Raw genomic sequence first — 16,432 nt, forward strand, 5'->3', positions numbered from 1 at the left:
AGTGAGGGGTAAACGTGGGTACGATAGTGGAGGAAGGTCATTAACCCACATTAAATTAATTATTATTTAACATTGACTAAAAATAACTCGTGTACTATAATGTCATTTGTGGGCGAAAGCCGCAGGATATTTTCTAGGAGGGATTTACACATGGTAGAACGCATGGTAGGAAAACAAGCACCTCGCTTCGAAATGGAAGCAGTTATGACAAACAAAGAATTTGGCAAAGTAAGCCTTGAAGAAAATATGAAGAACGATAAATGGACAGTCCTTTTCTTTTATCCAATGGACTTCACATTCGTATGCCCAACTGAAATTACAGCACTAAGCGATCGTTTCGAAGAATTCGACGATCTTGATGCAGAAGTAATCGGAGTATCTACTGATACAATCCATACACACCTTGCATGGATTAACACAGACCGCAACGACAATGGTCTTGGTGATCTTAACTATGCACTTGCTGCAGATACAAACCATAAAGTTTCTAAAGAATACGGCGTATTTATTGAAGATGAAGGTGTTGCACTTCGCGGCCTATTCATCATCAATCCTGAAGGCGAACTTCAATACTCTGTTGTTAACCACAACAACATTGGCCGTGACGTAGACGAAACACTACGTGTACTTCAAGCACTACAAACTGGTGGACTTTGCCCGGCTAACTGGAAGCCAGGTCAAGAAACACTTAAATAAGATAGAAAACAACCTACCCCAGAGAGCATTGCTCTCTGGGGTTTTTGTATGACTTATAATAGCTAATCACTCGAATGTTACCTTCGAATTTAAGTTGTCTGCTTGAAAAAAATTGCTGCAAGAACTGTTCAGCTGGATGATTGTAAATATCTTCTCGATCTAAGGAGCATTCCCCTATTTAAATAATTCCGAATTTTAGGCCTAATAGGTGGTTATTTATTTCGAATTCCGATATATTATGTATATTGTCACTATTTTTTTAATGACTATTTACTGGCTGAAGGTGGTGTTGGAATGGAAACGTTTAAAAGATTGAAAGATTTTTATTGGCCATACAAAAAGCTTTTTCTATGGTCCGTATTTTCCCTTATTTTTGTCACGGGTATCACAGTCCTTTATCCTATGCTTCTTCAATTTACAATTGATGATGTCATTCTAAAGCAAGAATACAAATGGGTACCATATCTTGCATTTGGTTTCATAGGAATCATGATCGTAAAAGGGACTGCTACGTTTTTCCAACAATATCTAGGGGACTTGTTTGGAGTAACAGCAGTGTATCGACTTCGAGAGGAGCTTTACAAAAAACTTCAATATTTACCTTTTCGTTATTATGATAACGCGAAAACTGGGGATTTAATGTCACGCTTAACGGCTGACGTAGAAGGGTTCCGGTTTTTCTTATCATTTGGATTCGCACAAGTGATCAACTTTGTTCTTATCGTAAGCTTTAGTTTAATCGTGATGTTTGGATACTCTATTCCGCTTGCGTTAGTTACGCTTGGAATGCTCCCATTTCTCGCGATTGTGGTTTATCGATTCGATAAGAGAGTTCACCCAGCGTTTAGAGGAATTCGTAAATCAATGGCGCGGTTGAATACGAAAGTACAAGAGAATATTAGTGGCATTAATACGGTAAAGTCATTATCAAGAGAAGATTTTGAAATCAATAAGTTTGTTGACAGCAATACGGACTATCGTGATAACTACTTAACAACATCATACATTTGGGCTAAATTTTTCCCGCTCATGGAGTTTATCGGGAATTTATGCGTTGTTTTCTTGCTTTCATATGGGGGATATCTTGTGTTTCAAAACCAGCTTAAACCTGGTGAGTTAGTGGCTTTCTTTAGTCTTGTTTGGTATATTATCTGGCCAATCATGAACCTTGGATTCGTCATCAATACGTTTTCTCAATCCAAAGCATCAGGAGAACGTTTACTTGAGATTCTAGATGAGCCTGAAGATATTTATGATCGAGATGGTGCGTTGGATGTTGAACGTCTTGAAGGGAACGTGTCATTTGAGAATGTCACACACAAATATGCTTCTGATGATGACGAAGCACTTAAGAATATTTCGTTTAATGCTCCAAAAGGCACAACGATTGGCTTACTTGGGGCTACGGGAGCAGGTAAAACAACGATTACCCAATTGATTGCAAGATTTTATGAACCTAACGAAGGCGAAGTAGTAATCGATGGACGGAATATTAAAGAGTATACAGTGAAATCGCTTCGGAAAAATATTGGTGTGGTCCTTCAGGAGACGTTTTTGTTCTCGTCTACAATACGAGATAATATTGCTTATGGTGATCCCGATATCTCTTTTGAAGCCATACAGGATGCGGCAAAAAGAGCGCAGGCGCATGATTTCATCATGGAAATGAAAGAGGGATATGATACGGTACTAGGCGAACGTGGAATGGGGCTATCTGGTGGCCAAAAGCAGCGTATTGCTATTGCTCGTGCCATCCTAACAGATCCTAGTATTCTCATCCTTGACGATGCTACAAGCGCAGTTGATATGCAAACGGAAGTGAAAATCCAAAAAGCATTTGAAGAGGTTATGAAAGGAAGAACAACGTTCATTATTGCACATAGAATTTCTTCTTTGAAACATGCAGATGAAATAATCGTGTTAAATGAAGGTGAGGTTGTAGAACGAGGAAAACATCAAGAGCTCATTGATCAAAACGGCTACTACCGAAATATTTATGATATACAATATCAAGATCGTAAAGAGATCATGGCCAGACAAACTGGTTGAAATGGGGTGAAGGATTGAAACAAAATCGTAGAGAAAGGTTCCATTACTCTCAAGATACGGCAATTGAAAAACAATTCAATTGGAAACAAATGTCGCGCTTGCTTGAATACATGGAGCCTTACAAGAAGAGTTTGTTGCCAAAAGCAATCATTTCAATGTTATTAGCAACGGCTGTTAGATTGATCGTACCGATTTTTATTGGGGTATTACTATTTGACCATGCGATCAAAAATCGTGATCAAACATTGCTTATTCAATTAATTATTGGCATAGCTGGATTGTATTTGATTTCTTGGATTGCCAACTCATATCGAATAAAATGGACGAATGAGCTTGGACAATACATTATTTACGACATTAGACAAGGGTTGTTTAAACATATTCAGCGCTTGTCGCATGGATTTTTTGATAAACGATCGGCAGGTTCTATTCTTGTCAGGGTAATTAATGATGTGAACTCCATGCAGGAGTTATTTACGAATGGGGTTATTAATCTCCTCATGGATATTGTTCTATTGTTAGGAATCATTGTCATCATGTTTGTCTTAAGTCCTCAGTTAACACTAGCTATTATGATTATTTTACCGCTCATGTTTCTCATTTCTACGAGCTTGCGAAAACGTATTCGTCGTTCCTGGCAACAAGTTCGTATTAAGCAAGCCAAGCTGAATTCCCATTTGAATGAAAGTATTCAAGGAATTCGAGTGACTCAATCGTATACGCAGGAAAAAGGAAATATGGAATTTTTTCAGGGCGTTAATCATGAAAACTATGCTAGTTGGAAAGACGCGACTCAAAAGAGTGCGATTTTCAGACCTTTTGTTGAAATGTCCAATGCCATTGGTACAGCAATATTAATTTGGTTCGGGGTTTATCTTATTCAAAATGGGATGGACTACGGAGTATTTGTTACATTTGCTTTCTACTTAGGGATGTTCTGGGAACCAATCTCTCGACTTGGTCAAGTGTATAATCAGCTTCTCGTTGCGATGGCTTCGTCTGAGAGAATCTTCGAATTTCTTGATGAACAGCCGAATGTACCAGAAAAGGAAAATGCGAAAGAGCTTAAGGAAATGAAAGGCGAAATCACATTTGAAAATGTTGAATTCTCATATGATGAAAGCCGCAAAGCTCTGCATGAAATGAGCTTAACAATGAAAGCTGGTGACACCGTTGCGCTTGTGGGTCATACTGGATCAGGGAAGTCAACAATCGCTAATCTGATAAGCCGTTTCTATGATCCTACAAGTGGAACAGTTCGGATTGATGGAACGGACCTTAAAGACGTTAAACTCGATAGCTTACGTGAGAAAGTCAGCGTCGTTTTGCAAGATACGTTCATTTTTTCAGGTACAATTATTGAAAACATTCGATTTGGACGTCCGGACGCTAGCGATGAAGAAGTGAAGGAAGCAGCTAAAGCAGTAGGAGCTGATCCTTTTATTCAGCGCTTGAGTGATGGCTATGAAACAGAGGTAGAAGAAAGAGGTAACGTCCTATCAGTAGGTGAAAGACAACTATTATCGTTTGCGAGAGCACTTCTTGCGGACCCTCGAATATTGATTTTAGATGAGGCAACTGCAAGTATAGATACAGAGACAGAGCTGAAAATACAGAAGGCACTAAATGTTGTTTTGGAAGGCAGGACGGCAATCATGATCGCTCACAGGCTTTCAACGATTCGTGAGGCAGATAATATTATTGTTCTCGACCACGGACGCATATTAGAACAAGGAAATCATACTGAGCTTATGCGAAAAGGTGGAACGTATTATGAGCTTGTTAAATCACAATTCAATATGATGGACGCTGTATAGAAAGAAGCCAAGTAGGCTTCTTTTTTTGTCCATTAATATGAATCAGACATTTCAATGGAGGTAAAACGAAAAAAATACAGAAGTTAATCTAAATGTGAACAGAATATTAACAAGAAAAAAAGTTTCGGAATTATACAGTTTGTGATACTTGTCACAATCTCGCGAATGAGCCATAATAAAAGTGTAATTCAGAGGTACAATCGTTTCTATTGTGAATGATAAGGGAAGTTGAGTAACAGATGATAAGAAATTGGTACAAAGGGGATGAACAATTTGGAACTAGATTCAGCGACTCTAAGTCGTCTATTAACAAGTCTAACGTTAGGTTTTCATATTATTTTTGCTACGTTAGGTGTTGGTGTCCCATTATTAATTAGCCTTGCTGAATGGATAGGGATTAAACGGAACGATCCTTATTACACATTGCTAGCGCGCCGCTGGGCTAGAGGATTCGTTGTTACCGTTGCTGTTGGTGTTGTAACTGGTACAGCAATAGGGCTCCAACTATCACTTTTATGGCCGAATTTCATGCAGTTAGCAGGGCAGGTCATTAGTTTACCGTTATTCCTTGAAACGTTCGCTTTCTTCTTTGAAGCAATTTTTCTTGGAATTTATCTTTATACGTGGGATCGATTCAAAAAACCGATCTATCACTGGTTTATATCAATTCCGGTTGTAATTGGCTCTACACTGTCTGCTTTCTTTATTTCCACTGTAAATGCTTTTATGAACTCTCCGCAGGGGTTTGATATAGTTGATGGTGTATTAACAAATATTGAACCACTCGCAGCGATGTTCAACCCAGCAACACCAACGAAAGTAGGCCACGTGGTCATGTCGGCATACCTTACTTCTGCTATTGTACTAGCTGCCATAACGGCATTTAAAATGCTTAAGGGTAAGCGTAGTACTTATTATAGGAAAGCTCTAAAGCTTACAATGACCGCAGGATTTATCTTTGCGGTTGGGACGGCCGTGATTGGTGACTTTTCTGGTAAATTTTTAGCTGAATATCAACCAAGTAAGCTTGCAGCCGCAGAATGGCACTTTGAAACATCTGAAAATGCAGATCTTGTCGTGGGCGGATTTCTCGATAAAGAAACGGATGAAGTCAAATATGGGTTAGTATTACCAAACTTTTTAAGTATCCTTGCTCATGGTAATCCAAATGCGGAAGTAATGGGACTTGATCAAGTACCTGAAGATGAAGTGCCACCGCTATTTATTCATTACCTTTTTGACGGGATGGTCGGAATCGGAATGTTTCTCGCTGCTTTAACCTTTTTCTACGTGATTGCGCTAAGATTAAAACGATTTAACACGGAAAACAAATGGTTTTTACGGTTAATTGTTTTGGCGGGACCACTCTCAGTCCTTGCGATTGAATTTGGATGGATTTTCTCAGAAGTAGGCCGCCAGCCATGGATCTTATGGGATATTCTCAGAACAGGACAAGCTGCAACAACTGCGGATAGCGTCGGATGGATGTTTATCTTATTCCTTCTTCTTTACATTGTTCTTGGAACGCTTACTGTTACTGTTCTTAAGAAAATGTTCAATACTAATCCAGCTGAGAATGAACTTGAGGAAATCGCTAAATTGAAATAATTGCTTCGATTGAGAGGGGTGAAAATATGGACATTCAATTAGTAGGAATAACGGTACTATGGGTTTTTCTATATGGGTATTTGATCACAGCCTCGATAGATTTCGGGGCAGGATTCTTTGCCTATTATGGAGAACTCTCAGGAAAAGATCATATTATTAATAAAATTATTAGTCGTTATTTATCCCCGGTGTGGGAAGTGACGAATGTGTTCTTTGTTTTCTTTTTTGTTGGCCTAGTAGGCTTTTTCCCTGATACTGCCTATTATTATGGAACAGCTTTGCTTGTTCCAGGTAGTATCGCGATCATACTACTTGCCATTCGAGGCTCATTCTATGCCTTTGGAAATTACGGCGCAAAGAAAAGCAGAGTCTATACTTTTTTATATGGAGTGACAGGATTACTAATTCCAGCTTCTCTGTCCACAGCGTTAACTTTATCAGAAGGTGGATTTATTGAAGAGGTGAACGGTGAAGTTAAGTTTTTGGCAGGGGAATTATTTTCAAGCTTTTACTCCTGGTCAGTCGTGCTCTTAGCGATCGTATCGGTTCTATTTATTAGCGCCGCCTTTCTAACTTATTATGCTAGTCGAGCGAATGATCAACCTGCGCTTGAGCTTTTAAGAAAATATGCACTGTTCTGGAGCGCTCCAACCATTTTATCTAGTATACTTGTGTTCGTAGCTCTTCAGCAGCATAATCCAGTTCACTTTGAGCGAATTCTTGATTATGCCTGGTTCTTTATCGCATCTCTTTTTTGTTTCCTTGTTGCAACATATCTCATTTTCAATCGGAAAAGATATGGTACGGCTTTTATCTTTGTTATGTTGCAATTTTTCTTCGCGTTCTTTGGATACGGTATATCACATCTACCGTGGATTTTGTATGACTATATTACAATCTATTCAGGATATACGAATGAAACGACGGGGATCTACCTAGTCTTCGCTTTTATTGCAGGACTCTTTCTCCTAGTTCCTTCTTTAATATTGCTGATGAGACTCTTTTTATTTGATGCAGAGTATGTCAAAGGGAATAAGAATAATAAGTCTTAGAGAGAATATTGACACTGATGATAAGAGTGGTAGGATAGTATTGATAGTGCGTCAGCATATTTGCTGGCGCGCGTTTCTTTCTGAATGAGTAGGAGGAGTGTGCGTTGAAAAAGCAGTTTGCCGTAATTGGACTCGGCCGTTTTGGAGGAAGCATTTGTAAGTCACTAAGTCAGCAGGGGATGGAAGTCCTCGCAATTGATATGGATGAAGATAAAGTGAATGAATTTTCTTCAGTGGCTACACATGCTGTGATCGCAGATTCAACAGATGAGAGTGTTCTAAAGAACCTCGGTATTCGAAACTTTGATCACGTTATCGTAGCGATCGGGGATAACATTCAATCAAGTATTTTAACAACTTTAATTCTAAAAGAGCTTGGCGTTAGCAAAATTACGGTTAAAGCACAAAATGATTATCACGAGAAGGTTTTGAATAAGATCGGTGCTGATAAGATTGTCCACCCGGAACGTGATATGGGTGTCCGAATTGCACACAGTATGGTCTCAAATAGCGTTTTAGACTATTTAGAGCTATCTGATGAACACAGCATTGTTGAGCTTATTGCTAACTCTAGAATGGATAATAAGACGATTATTGAACTTGATATTCGAGCGAAGTATGGTGCCAATATTGTCGCCATTAAAAAAGGTGATGAGATTATTGTATCTCCTCAAGCTGATCAGAAGATCTCCAAAGGAGACATTCTTATTGTAATAGGATCAGATCAGGACATTAATCGCCTTGAACGCCAAATTTTGAACCGAGATTAGTGAATAACAAAAAAGAGCCTGTCGCTTTTCGCGACAGGCTCTTTTGTATAATTAAATTTCCATAATGATCGGAAGGATCATAGGGCGACGTTTCGTTTTCTCGTATAGGAATGGTGCAAGAGTATCTGTAATTTCATTTTTAATTTCAGACCACTGACTTGTACGCTTTTCCATGACACCATTAAGATGTTTCGATAATAGCTCTTGAGCATCATTAATCAAATCACCAGATTCTCTCATATAAACAAATCCTCGTGAAATGATATCTGGACCTGAAAGAATCTTAAACTCTTTCATGTTAATGGAGACAACGACAATAACTAGACCCTCTTCAGAGAGAATTTTACGGTCTCTAAGAACAATGTTTCCAATATCCCCGATCCCTTTACCATCTACATAAACAGATCCAGATGGAATCTTACCGCTAATCGAAGCTTCATTCTCACTTAGAGCAAGTACTTCTCCATTATCCATAATAAAGGAATGGTCTTGTGGAATTCCGCAATCCTGAGCAAGCTTCGTATGCATCTTCAGCATGCGATATTCACCGTGAATTGGCATAAAGAATTTTGGCTTAATGAGACGAAGCATAAGCTTCTGCTCATCTTGACCACCGTGACCAGATGTATGAATGTCACTTAGTTTATGATGAATCACGTCAGCGCCTGCACGAGAAAGCTGGTTAATGATTCTTGATACACTTACCTGGTTACCAGGGATAGGTGAAGAAGAGAAGACAACTGTATCTCCAGGAATGATTTGAATTTGACGATGCGTTGCATTCGCAATTCGAGATAGAGCAGCCATTGGCTCACCCTGACTTCCTGTACAAAGAATTGTTACTTTGTTCTCAGGTAGTCGATTAATTTGATTGGCATCAATGAACGTATCTTTAGGCGCATTAATATAGCCAAGTTCCTGTCCAATTGTAATGTTGGACTCCATACTACGACCAAATACAGCTACTTTACGTCCATTTTCGACAGCTGCTTCAACCACTTGCTGTAGACGGTGAATATTGGATGCAAATGTTGCGAAAATAACGCGTCCGTCTACTTTTCTAAAGATATCTTGAATGGTTTCACCAACGCGACGCTCGGACATTGTGAATCCAGGTACTTCACTGTTTGTACTGTCAGAAAGAAGGGCTAGAACGCCTTCTTTACCAATCTCAGCCATCTTTGTTAAGTTAGCTGGTTCACCGACTGGTGTGAAATCAAACTTAAAGTCTCCTGTATGAACAATATTACCTGGAGGTGTCTTAACAACAACCCCAAAGGAATCCGGAATACTGTGTGTTGTTCTAAAGAACATAACAGAAGTCTTTCTAAATTTAATAATATCTTCTTCTGTAATTTCATTTAGGGATGCTCCACGTAGAAGGCCATGCTCTTCAAGCTTATTTCTAATAAATCCTAAAGCGAGCTTTCCTCCATAAATAGGAACATTAATTTCACGAAGTAAGTAGGGGATGCCGCCTATATGATCTTCGTGACCGTGCGTAATAAAAAGACCTTTAATCTTATCCTGGTTTTTTACGAGATAAGAATAATCAGGAATAACGTAGTCAATTCCTAATAATTCTTCCTCAGGGAACTTAATTCCCGCATCAACAAGAATAATTTCGTCTTGAAACTGAATACCGTACATGTTTTTACCGATTTCTCCGAGTCCACCTAAAGCGAAAACGGCGGTTTGATGATTTTTAACAAATTTCATAGTCTATACATTCTCCAATTCAAAGTGCTCTGATTTTTGCTCAAACTCTAAGAAGTCATCTTCCACGGTTTGAATAAATTCGATATTGATATCGCGTTCCTTAAGCTTGTAGCGAACTTCCCGTTCAGAAGTAGCCTCTACGTAAAGGCTCATTGTTCGCTCTCTTACAGGAACCTCCTTTTTAGTGCCTTGATAAAATACCTTATAAATCATTCTAAATCTCTCCTTAACTCAGACAATTTGTGTGCATCTTCGTTTATTATATAGGAAATTGGTTTCTTTTTCATGTTTCTAACCACATTTCCATAAGAAATAGGAGAATTTGCATGAATTTATGTGCAAATTAGGTTAATCAATGGAATATTTCGGTTGTGGAAATAGCACATTTCTCCAGGTTTTAATCAGTTTACGTTTCATTTTACGATACATTATGCTCATCCTTCCTTTTTTTGATAACTAAGCCTAGTATTTATCAACGATGGTTGAATTAATTTGGGAAAAGGTGGATGTCATAACCGAAGACACTTGGTGCCATTTAATGTAACATAAGATAGTGGTATAGCATAAGGGATGATTAGCTTTACGTAAAGCTATAAATACATAGGGCTATTTATACAGGAGTACACATACAAAGGAGGTACCAATGAGACTTTATGCCGCACTTATTTCACTTAGCTTAATATGGGGCATGTCATTCATGTTCATAAAATTAATAGTACCTTTTGTAGGGCCATGGGGAGTAGTGTTTTTTAGATGTTTGCTAGGCGCACTGGCTTTATTCATGTACTTACTGATTAGAAGACGTCTTAAACAAGTGAGGAAGGACCTACCCTGGGGAAGCCTTATCACCATTGGGATAATGAATGCGCTCATTCCTTGGGGAATGATTGCATTAAGCGAAGAGCGAATTACAAGCAGTCTCGCTGCTACACTTAATGCAACGACACCCCTTTTTACAAGCGTGATTGGTGCGCTTTTCTTCGGAAGAATTCTATATCAAAAGCAATGGTCGGGAATCATCGTAGGGTTTATTGGAATTCTCTTTCTCATTGACCTGGATGTTCAAGAATTAGTTCAGGGAGATGTATGGGGGATCTTACCTATGCTCATTGCAACAGGGTGCTATGGCTTTGCTTCTCAATACACGAAAAAGAATTTGAAAGATGTGCCTGTTGATGTTTTGTCATTTATAACCCTTACGATTGGCGCAGTGGGCGGGGGATTATTAATGGTCCTGTTTGGAGATGGGGGCATCGAGTTTACCTTCCTGCTTCAACGTGATATTCTAATATCGCTTATTGGACTAGGTGTGTTTGGCTCAGGTCTCGCTTATTTACTTTTCTATTATATGATTCAGAAGGGGAGTGCAGAGTTTGCCACTCTTGTGACATATCTTGTACCAGTGACAGCTTTGATTTGGGGTAGTGTTTATTTAAATGAAGTGATTACGTTCCCTATGATTATCGGACTGCTTTGTATTTTTACTGGCGTCTACATGTCGGGTAGGAAAGCAAATCGCGAGGTAAAGTCTATAAACAAGTCAGCTTGATTACCTGTATAGTTTGGCTAGTGTTTATAGAAAAATTAGTGAAGATAGGTGAAAATAATGCACAATGAGAAAATTGTATTTTTTGATATCGATGGGACCCTTCTTGATCATAATAAACAAATCCCATCTTCAACACGAGAGTCATTAAAAGCTTTAACGGAAAAAGGTGTCCATGTAGCGATTGCTACCGGAAGAGCTCCTTTTATGTTTGCAGATTTAAGAGAGGACCTTGGGATAGATACGTTTATTAGTTTTAATGGTCAGTATGTGAAACATCAAGAAAAGGTTGTTTTAACGAACCCTCTTAGTCGTGACGAAATCACTGTACTTGAAGAAGAAGCAAGGAAAAATGGTCATCCAATGGTCTTTCTCGATCATGAAGCAATGATGAGTAATCACGATGAGCACCCACATATTATAAAGAGTATGGATGATCTTAAGATGCACTATCCTGGATATGATCCTTCTTATTATCATTCAAGAGATATTTACCAGGCGCTATTGTTCTGCGAGAGTAAAGAAGAGGATGGATATCGCGATGCATATGGTAACCTCGATTTTATCCGCTGGCATGATTATTCAATGGATGTGATCCCTCCTGGTGGTTCAAAGGCAAGAGGAATTGAAGCTATGATCGACCATCTCGGTTTTAAACGTGAAAATACGTATGCTTTTGGAGATGCGTTGAACGATTTAGAAATGTTGAGATTTGCAGGAACGGGTATAGCGATGGGAAATGGATATGATGAAGTAAAGGCAGTGGCTGATATAGTGACTGACCCAGTTGACCAAAACGGTATTCAAAAAGGTCTTAAAAAAGTTGGACTACTATAATAGAAAAGGATCGCAATAATTGCGATCCTTTTTTTAATGCTTCTTAAATTAGTTTCCTAATGGAGAAAGTTCACTTGCCTCTTCATTATTAATTCGATCATAAAACATAACCCCATTAAGGTGGTCAATTTCATGTTGGACAACAATGGCAGGTAGCCCTTTCAATCTTAGCTTAAGAGGATTTCCTTCAGCGTCCACACCTTTTACGGTAATGCGTGCATACCGCGGTACTGCACCAGGTACTTCACGATCCACAGATAAGCACCCTTCGCCACCATCTAAATAGGTTTTTTCAACTGAATGGCTTAAGATTTTAGGATTCATAATTCCATAGCTGTATAAAGTGCCTCTGTGATCAGACACATGGACAGCAATCATTCGTTTACTAATGCCAATTTGTGGTGCTGCAATACCAATACCTGAGCGCAGTTCATATTCAAGTGCAGTTTCAGGATCCTGACTATTCTTAAGAAACTCAAGCATTTCTCTTAAAGTTTGTTTATCGTGTTCTGATGCAGGAAGATCAACCTCTTTCGCTTCTTTCTCAAGAACTGGATCTCCTTCTCTGCGAATATCTTTCATAGTTAACATATCATCATTCACTCCTATTCAAAAACGGTCATTCTAATATTAAGTATATTCAACTTTATGGAGGGAATAAAGAAATTGCTCTGACTCAAGCAAACTTTTTTGAAAAGTGGTTTTCCTTATTTCATCACCATTAAAATCTTACAATAGTGATAGTTTAGCACAACCCAACATAACTGAAAATCCTTTTAAATTGCATGTCTTACTAACCTTATATAATAAAGATGATGAGCTTAAAAGGAAAGTATAGATGAGCAAGGCTCTAAAATAAAAGTCTAGAACGATTAGTCTATGAATGGGAATGCAATCTGATTATTTTGGGGGGTTATAAAAATGGAGTATTCTATTGAGAACTGTCTTGTGGTATAGTAATCAGTGATGTAAAATCAATTGGTATGAATTGGATATGTGGGGGGACTTTTTTTGCTACGTAAATATCGTTTGGGAATTATTTCTCTTTTTTTCTGTTTTCTTTTAATTGGTTTAGCGGGTTGTCAATTCGGTGGTAGTACAGAAGAAAAAATGTATGATCATTTAGAAGAAGCGGTCGCACTTGAAGATCAGTTTCGGGAACAACAAGAACCGTTAGCTAAAGCAGAAAAAAAGGAACAAGAAATTTATGATGACATTGTTGCACTAAGTATGGATGAGTTCGATGAAGTCGAAAAGCTTTCAAAGCAAGCAGAAGAAAATACGGATAAAAGACTTGAGTACTTAAAAAAGGAAAAAGAAAGTATAGATGAAGCTTACAAAGAATTTGAAGAAATTAAAGATCTAACAGAAGATCTTGAAGATGATGCTGCTAAAAAGGACGCTAAGGCTCTTATTGAGACGATGGATAAGCGATATGAAGCTTATGAAAAGCTCAATAAAGAATATGAAGAAGCAGTGAAACAAGACAAGAAGCTCTACAGTTCACTTCAAGATAAAGAACTTACATTAGAACAGCTTCAGGAACAAATTAAGGTTGTAAATGATCAGTACAGTAAAGTGTCTGAGCATAAGGAAAAGTTCAATAAATATACAACTGAGTTTAATGAAGCGAAAAAAGCGTTTTATCAATCAGCAGAATTAGACGTAAACTATTCAGAATAACCAAAGAACCGCTCAAGTTGAGCGGTTCTTTTTAGATCGTTTTCTTCCATTTTAGCCCGATTTTGATAAAGCGGGTGATAGTCCACCACCAAAGAAAAAAGGTAAAGTGTTAACAAAATGAACGACTTCAAATATGGTGTTCCTAATTATTTACACTAGTACAGTGTGGGATTATGTAATGTAACAGTTTGGTTTTCATCTTTTAACACGCAATAATTAAATCAATTAATTGACTTGAAACTTACTGTATTGTAAACTTAAAAACGAACTTACTCATGAAGAGAAGCACTTCCTTAATCTTACTGATACAGACTATTATTCGCAGTAATACATAGCGCTAGGGATTATTTCTTCAGGATTAAGGGTATGACATTGAGTGTTGTCTTAAGTAATCCAATTTAATGAATGCTATTTGTCATTTAATAACGTTGAAATGGACATGCTAGTTATGTCTGTAAACTGAACGACCCACTCACAATTGCACTATTGCAATTCAATAATCTATCTCTTTATGAATGAAAGGATGAGGTGAAAGGTATGGGAACAAAAACCATCGAAAACATCGAAGGCCAATTCGAAATGTTCCAGATTCTAAATGAAAATGGCGAAATCGTGAACAAAGAAGCAATGCCTGAACTATCAGATGAGCAGCTTCAAGAACTAATGCGCCGCATGGTGTACACACGTATTCTTGATCAGCGTTCAATTTCTTTGAACCGTCAAGGACGTCTTGGCTTCTACGCACCAACTGCAGGACAGGAAGCTTCACAACTAGGAAGTCAGTTTGCACTTGATAAAGAGGACTGGATTCTTCCAGGTTACCGTGATGTTCCACAGATCATCTGGCACGGTCTTCCATTATATAAAGCATTCTTATTCTCTCGTGGTCACTTTGTAGGGAACCAGGCTGATGGCCTGAACGTGTTGAGCCCACAAATCATCATCGGTGCTCAAATTACACAAACTGCTGGTGTTGCACTTGGACTTAAGAAAAAAGGCAAGAAAAACGTAGCGATCACTTACACTGGTGACGGTGGTGCTTCACAAGGTGACTTCTATGAAGGAATGAACTTTGCAGGTGCATATGCTGCTCCAGCTATCTTTGTTGTGCAAAACAACCGCTTTGCAATCTCTGTTCCAGTTGAAAAGCAATCTGCAGCGAAAACAATCGCTCAAAAAGCAGTTGCAGCTGGTATCCAGGGTGTTCAAGTAGACGGTATGGACGTTCTTGCTGTTTATAAAGCAGTTACTGACGCTCGTGAGCGCGCAATTAATGGCGAAGGTCCAACTCTAATCGAGACAATGACTTACCGCTATGGTCCACATACAATGGCTGGTGACGATCCAACTCGTTACCGTTCTGAAGATCTAGATAGCGAGTGGGAAAAGAAAGATCCAATCGTTCGTTTCCGCAAGTATCTTGAGAGCAAAAACCTTTGGTCTGAAGAAAAAGAAAACGAAGTAGTCGATAAAGCGAAGGAAGAAATCAAAGCTGCTATTAAAAAAGCAGATGGCACTCCTAAGCAAAAAGTAACGGATCTTATTTCTAACATGTACGAAGAGCTTCCACAGAACCTTCGTGAACAATACGAACAATATAGTGCAAAGGAGTCGAAGTAAGCTATGGCGCAAATGACAATGATTCAAGCAATCACTGATGCGATGCGTACGGAGTTGAAAAATGACGAGAACGTACTCGTATTCGGTGAGGACGTAGGTCAAAACGGCGGCGTTTTCCGTGCGACAGAAGGACTTCAAAAGGAATTTGGCGAAGATCGCGTATTCGATACTCCGCTTGCTGAATCAGGTATCGGTGGTATGTCTATCGGACTTGCACTTACTGGATTCCGTCCAGTCCCAGAAGTTCAGTTCTTTGGATTTGTATACGAAGTAATGGATGCTATTTCCGGTCAAATGGCTCGTCTTCGTTATCGTTCAGGCGGCTCTTTCCACGCGCCGATTACTGTTCGCTCACCATTTGGTGGCGGCGTTAAAACACCAGAACTTCACGCGGATAGCCTTGAAGGTCTAATGGCGCAACAGCCAGGACTAAAAGTCGTTATCCCTTCAAACCCTTATGATGCAAAAGGACTTCTTATCTCTGCGATTCGTGATAACGATCCAGTTATTTTCCTTGAGCACATGAAGCTTTATCGTTCTTTCCGTCAGGAAGTTCCTGAAGAAGAATATACAATTGAAATTGGTAAAGCTGAAGTAAAACGTGAAGGTACTGACATCACAATCGTAACTTACGGTGCGATGGTTCAGGCTTCTCTTAAAGCTGCTGAAGAGCTTGAAAAGAACGACATTAGTGCAGAAGTAATCGACCTTCGTACGGTTAGCCCGCTCGATATCGATACAATTATTGCCTCTGTTGAAAAAACAAACCGTGCAATTGTTGTTCAAGAAGCTCAAAAGCAAGCAGGAATTGCAGCTAACGTTGTAGCAGAAATCAACGACCGCGCAATCCTAAGCCTTGAAGCACCAGTTCTTCGCGTAGCTGCACCTGATACTGTATTCGCATTCTCAGCTGCTGAAGATGTATGGCTTCCTGATCACACTGATATCATCGAAAAAGCTACACAAGTAGTTAATTTCTAATTAACATTTTATAAAAAAACATGAAGTGAAGCCGCACTATGCGCTTCGCTTCAG

14 protein-coding genes are annotated in these 16,432 nt (G+C 38.9%); 11 read left to right on the forward strand and 3 right to left on the reverse strand.

Features of this window, described 5'->3' with window-relative positions:
- Positions 1–150: 150 nt before the first annotated feature.
- The 6 genes from AC0VYO_RS08905 to AC0VYO_RS08930 all read left to right on the forward strand — a co-directional run bounded on the left by AC0VYO_RS08905 (position 151) and on the right by AC0VYO_RS08930 (position 7,992).
- Positions 151–696 (forward strand): peroxiredoxin, encoded by a 546-nt coding sequence (locus AC0VYO_RS08905; RefSeq protein ID WP_098443217.1) that lies wholly within the window; start codon positions 151–153, stop codon positions 694–696.
- A gap of 294 nt (positions 697–990) precedes the next feature.
- Complete coding sequence (locus AC0VYO_RS08910; RefSeq protein WP_430241961.1) at positions 991–2,745, forward strand: ABC transporter ATP-binding protein; 1,755 nt, start codon at positions 991–993, stop codon at positions 2,743–2,745.
- A gap of 14 nt (positions 2,746–2,759) precedes the next feature.
- Positions 2,760–4,562, forward strand: a complete 1,803-nt coding sequence (locus AC0VYO_RS08915) for an ABC transporter ATP-binding protein (RefSeq protein WP_430241959.1) — start codon at positions 2,760–2,762, stop codon at positions 4,560–4,562.
- A 273-nt stretch (positions 4,563–4,835) separates the two neighbouring features.
- Positions 4,836–6,170 (forward strand): cytochrome ubiquinol oxidase subunit I, encoded by a 1,335-nt coding sequence (locus tag AC0VYO_RS08920; protein WP_475368885.1) that lies wholly within the window; start codon positions 4,836–4,838, stop codon positions 6,168–6,170.
- Positions 6,171–6,196: 26 nt separating this feature from the next.
- Positions 6,197–7,222 (forward strand): cytochrome d ubiquinol oxidase subunit II, encoded by a 1,026-nt coding sequence (locus tag AC0VYO_RS08925; protein WP_194221262.1) that lies wholly within the window; start codon positions 6,197–6,199, stop codon positions 7,220–7,222.
- 104 nt (positions 7,223–7,326) lie between these two features.
- Positions 7,327–7,992, forward strand: coding sequence for a potassium channel family protein (locus AC0VYO_RS08930; protein ID WP_194221263.1), 666 nt, complete (start codon positions 7,327–7,329; stop codon positions 7,990–7,992).
- Positions 7,993–8,043: 51 nt separating this feature from the next.
- Here AC0VYO_RS08930 and rnjA read toward each other — a convergent pair whose 3' ends face one another.
- Positions 8,044–9,711 (reverse strand): ribonuclease J1, encoded by a 1,668-nt coding sequence (rnjA, locus tag AC0VYO_RS08935; RefSeq protein ID WP_194221264.1) that lies wholly within the window; start codon positions 9,709–9,711, stop codon positions 8,044–8,046.
- Positions 9,712–9,714: 3 nt separating this feature from the next.
- Positions 9,715–9,924 carry a DNA-dependent RNA polymerase subunit epsilon gene (locus tag AC0VYO_RS08940; protein WP_194221265.1) on the reverse strand — a complete coding sequence of 70 codons (210 nt, stop codon included), beginning with the start codon at positions 9,922–9,924 and terminating at the stop codon, positions 9,715–9,717.
- A 430-nt stretch (positions 9,925–10,354) separates the two neighbouring features.
- Here AC0VYO_RS08940 and AC0VYO_RS08945 point away from each other — a divergent pair, with 430 nt between their 5' ends.
- Positions 10,355–11,260, forward strand: a complete 906-nt coding sequence (locus tag AC0VYO_RS08945; RefSeq protein ID WP_475368886.1) for a DMT family transporter — start codon at positions 10,355–10,357, stop codon at positions 11,258–11,260.
- A gap of 57 nt (positions 11,261–11,317) precedes the next feature.
- Positions 11,318–12,094 (forward strand): Cof-type HAD-IIB family hydrolase, encoded by a 777-nt coding sequence (locus tag AC0VYO_RS08950; RefSeq protein WP_475367212.1) that lies wholly within the window; start codon positions 11,318–11,320, stop codon positions 12,092–12,094.
- Positions 12,095–12,142: 48 nt separating this feature from the next.
- Here the strand turns inward: AC0VYO_RS08950 and def are convergent, their stop codons facing one another.
- The gene (gene def / locus AC0VYO_RS08955; protein WP_475368887.1) at positions 12,143–12,685 is read right to left on the reverse strand and encodes a peptide deformylase; all 543 of its coding nucleotides are present in this window, start codon (positions 12,683–12,685) and stop codon (positions 12,143–12,145) included.
- Between the two features lie 420 nt (positions 12,686–13,105).
- Here def and AC0VYO_RS08960 point away from each other — a divergent pair, with 420 nt between their 5' ends.
- From AC0VYO_RS08960 to AC0VYO_RS08970, 3 genes are all read left to right on the forward strand, one after another.
- Positions 13,106–13,777, forward strand: coding sequence for a YkyA family protein (locus tag AC0VYO_RS08960; RefSeq protein ID WP_475367213.1), 672 nt, complete (start codon positions 13,106–13,108; stop codon positions 13,775–13,777).
- Between the two features lie 537 nt (positions 13,778–14,314).
- The gene (pdhA, locus tag AC0VYO_RS08965) at positions 14,315–15,397 is read left to right on the forward strand and encodes a pyruvate dehydrogenase (acetyl-transferring) E1 component subunit alpha (protein WP_194221270.1); all 1,083 of its coding nucleotides are present in this window, start codon (positions 14,315–14,317) and stop codon (positions 15,395–15,397) included.
- Between the two features lie 3 nt (positions 15,398–15,400).
- Positions 15,401–16,378, forward strand: a complete 978-nt coding sequence (locus tag AC0VYO_RS08970) for an alpha-ketoacid dehydrogenase subunit beta (RefSeq protein WP_159782242.1) — start codon at positions 15,401–15,403, stop codon at positions 16,376–16,378.
- Positions 16,379–16,432: the final 54 nt, after the last annotated feature.

The organism is Anaerobacillus sp. 63XJN7_4_ISO-PGPR-S23-413 (assembly GCF_056173725.1).

What these genes read in the sequence shown, in the direction of transcription:
- AC0VYO_RS08950 (WP_475367212.1), top strand. Translation starts at nt 11,318, where the DNA reads ATGCACAATGAGAAAATTGTATTTTTTGATATCGATGGGACCCTTCTT.
- pdhA (WP_194221270.1), top strand. Translation starts at nt 14,315, where the DNA reads ATGGGAACAAAAACCATCGAAAACATCGAAGGCCAATTCGAAATGTTC.
- AC0VYO_RS08940 (WP_194221265.1), bottom strand. Translation starts at nt 9,924, where the DNA reads ATGATTTATAAGGTATTTTATCAAGGCACTAAAAAGGAGGTTCCTGTA.
- AC0VYO_RS08910 (WP_430241961.1), top strand. Translation starts at nt 991, where the DNA reads ATGGAAACGTTTAAAAGATTGAAAGATTTTTATTGGCCATACAAAAAG.
- AC0VYO_RS08905 (WP_098443217.1), top strand. Translation starts at nt 151, where the DNA reads ATGGTAGAACGCATGGTAGGAAAACAAGCACCTCGCTTCGAAATGGAA.
- AC0VYO_RS08925 (WP_194221262.1), top strand. Translation starts at nt 6,197, where the DNA reads ATGGACATTCAATTAGTAGGAATAACGGTACTATGGGTTTTTCTATAT.
- rnjA (WP_194221264.1), bottom strand. Translation starts at nt 9,711, where the DNA reads ATGAAATTTGTTAAAAATCATCAAACCGCCGTTTTCGCTTTAGGTGGA.
- AC0VYO_RS08945 (WP_475368886.1), top strand. Translation starts at nt 10,355, where the DNA reads ATGAGACTTTATGCCGCACTTATTTCACTTAGCTTAATATGGGGCATG.
- def (WP_475368887.1), bottom strand. Translation starts at nt 12,685, where the DNA reads ATGTTAACTATGAAAGATATTCGCAGAGAAGGAGATCCAGTTCTTGAG.
- AC0VYO_RS08970 (WP_159782242.1), top strand. Translation starts at nt 15,401, where the DNA reads ATGGCGCAAATGACAATGATTCAAGCAATCACTGATGCGATGCGTACG.